This is a genomic window from Candidatus Propionivibrio aalborgensis, from assembly GCF_900089945.1.
Taxonomy (GTDB): Bacteria; Pseudomonadota; Gammaproteobacteria; order Burkholderiales; family Rhodocyclaceae; genus Propionivibrio; species Propionivibrio aalborgensis.
Genome location: NZ_FLQY01000303.1, coordinates 1 through 2,730 on the forward strand (window position 1 = coordinate 1; position 2,730 = coordinate 2,730).

2 protein-coding genes are annotated in these 2,730 nt (G+C 54.2%); both read left to right on the forward strand.

Annotated features, from left to right (window positions below; genetic code table 11):
- Positions 1–230: 230 nt before the first annotated feature.
- A complete protein-coding gene (gene dnaJ, locus PROAA_RS13410) occupies positions 231–1,367 on the forward strand; it encodes a molecular chaperone DnaJ (RefSeq protein WP_186411826.1) in 1,137 nt (378 codons plus the stop codon).
- Positions 1,368–1,411: 44 nt separating this feature from the next.
- Positions 1,412–2,698, forward strand: coding sequence for an ABC transporter substrate-binding protein (locus PROAA_RS13415; RefSeq protein WP_245664279.1), 1,287 nt, complete (start codon positions 1,412–1,414; stop codon positions 2,696–2,698).
- Positions 2,699–2,730 lie beyond the last annotated feature (32 nt).

The following is a 2,730-nucleotide window of genomic DNA, read 5'->3' on the forward strand; positions in this document are numbered from 1 at the left end:
GCAGAAGCTGGGTGAAAAGATGTACGCCAAACAGCAAGCCGAATCCGGAGCAACCGAGGGTGCTACTGCTGGCGGACCCGATTCTGGTGGAACCAAGAAAGATGACGGCGATGTTGTTGACGCTGAGTTCACCGAAGTCAATGACAAGAAGTAAGCATCAGTCGTAGCGGGCAAGGGGCGTATAATCGCGCCTCGCCCAATCGCCCTCCCCTTAACGGTGCCCAGAACACATGGCAAAACGCGACTTATACGACATTCTTGGCGTCAACCGAGACGCCTCCGCAGAAGATATCAAGAAGGCCTACCGCAAGCTGGCCATGAAACACCACCCGGACCGCAATCCGGACAACGCGAAATCCGAAGGTCACTTCAAGGAAGCCAAGGAAGCCTACGAAATTCTTTCCGATGGTCACAAACGTGCGGCTTATGATCAATACGGTCATGCCGGCATTGATCCGCAGGCGGGCATGGGTGGCGGTTTCGGCGGGGCCGGAGCGGGTGGTTTTTCAGATGCATTCGGTGGGATTTTTGATGAGATATTCGGTGGTGGCGGACGCGGTGGCGGGCGTTCCAATATCTATCGTGGGGCGGACCTGCGTTACAACCTCGAAGTCACACTTGAACAGGCCGCATTCGGTACCGAAACCAAGATCCGCATTCCGACAATGGAAGTCTGCGAACCCTGTAATGGCACGGGTGCCAAAGCGGGTACGCAACCAAAAACCTGCCCGACCTGCCAGGGTAGCGGCCAAGTGCGCCTGCAACAGGGTTTCTTCTCAATCCAGCAGACTTGCCCCAAGTGCCATGGTACCGGTCGATTCATAGCCGATCCTTGTGCTTCCTGTCATGGTGCCGGGCGCAACAAACAACACAAAACATTGGCTGTGAAGATCCCGTCAGGAGTCGATGAAGGTGATCGCATTCGTCTCTCCGGCGAAGGCGAGCATGGCGTCAACGGCGGCCCGCCCGGCGACCTGTACGTGCAGATTCACCTCAAGCCACATGCCGTATTTCAACGAGAACAGAATGATCTGCATTGCGAAATGCCCATCAGCTTTACTACCGCAGCGCTTGGTGGCGAAATTGAAATACCGACACTCGACGCCGTGGCCAAGATCAAGATTCCCCATGAAACACAATCCGGAAAGACCTTCCGATTGCGCGGCAAAGGCATCAAGGGAGTACGCAGCCACAGCCATGGTGACCTGCTTTGCCATGTCGTTGTCGAAACCCCGGTACACCTCACGGATCGCCAGAAGGAATTGCTACGCGAGCTTGAAGAGTCCAGCCGAGAGAATGCTGGCCACCACAATCCGCGGGCCAAATCCTGGATGGATCGTGTTCGCGAGTTCTTCGCCGCCAGCTAAGTAGCACAAGTTCGGAAGCACCTGAGCCAGCCGCCACATTGTTGGTGGCTGGCTTCTTTAAGCCATCCCAATACGCCTGCATCGCTCTTCCTTGTAAGACATACGTCAGTATTCCAAGTCATTCTCTCCTGAGATTGCGACGAATTCATATTCAATTGCAGATCGCACACATAAGGAGAGACAACATGAAGCTACTACACCGAATAGTACTGCTAGGCCTCATTGGCTGGTTTAGCTGCGTTGGCGCTACCGAGGTCGGCGTTACCGACACCAAGATTTTGATTGGCATGACTTCGCCATTGTCCGGTCCGAATGGTGCCTATGGGACTGACATGAAGGAAGTCATCAGCGCCTACTTCAAGCAGGTCAATGATGCTGGCGGCGTCAATGGCCGCAAACTCGAACTGATTGCCATGGATGATGGCTACGAGACCGACCGTGCGGTGGCCAACACCAAGACGTTGATCAATGACAAGAAGGTTTTTGCTTTGGTCGCCTCCTATGGCTCGAGCCCGACAACAGCCGCCATGAACGACGCCTTCGGCCCCGCTAAAGTGCCACTGATCGGCACAATCTCTGGCGCCGATACACTTCGCCAGTCCCCCAAAGACAAGCCGAACAACCGCTACATGTTCAACGTTCGCGCCAGTTACGCGAATGAAACCGAAGCCATCGTCAATCAGTTGGTTGGACTCGGGATGAAAAACATTGCCGTCTTCTATCAGAACGACGGGTTTGGGAAGTCTGGTCTTGACGGCGTGATTGCTGCGATGAAAAAGCACAATCAGACCCCCAGCACGGTCGCCACCGTCGAACGCAACTCTCTCGACGTAAGCCAGGCAGTTCAAACGATCATAAAGTCCAATCCACAAGCAGTTGTCATGGTCACATTGTACAAACCGACAGCAGAATTCGCTCGCCAAATGCGTAAAGCCGACCAACACCCGCAATTGATGACGCTTTCACCGGTTGGCGCCGATCTGCTGGTCAAGGAACTCGGCGACCATGCGCGAGGAATCGGCATTTCCCAAGTCATGCCCTACCCATGGAATGACACGATTCCGATGGTGCGCGACTATCAGAAACTCCTTGGCAAACAGGCTGCATTCTCGTACTACGGTATTGAAGCATACGCGACGGCCAAGTTGATGGTTGAAGCAATTCGCCTGACGGGCAAGGACCTTACTCGCGAAAGACTTGTCAGCACCTTGGAAGGAATGCAAAATTTCGACCTCGGCGGGTATCGCGTAAGCTATTCGCCAAATGATCGGCTCGGATCGCGCTTTGTCGACTTGACTGTGATCGGCAACGGAGGCCGTGTTCTTCGCTGATCGAAATCCCTGCTTTAGTTGTTTAGTTGTTT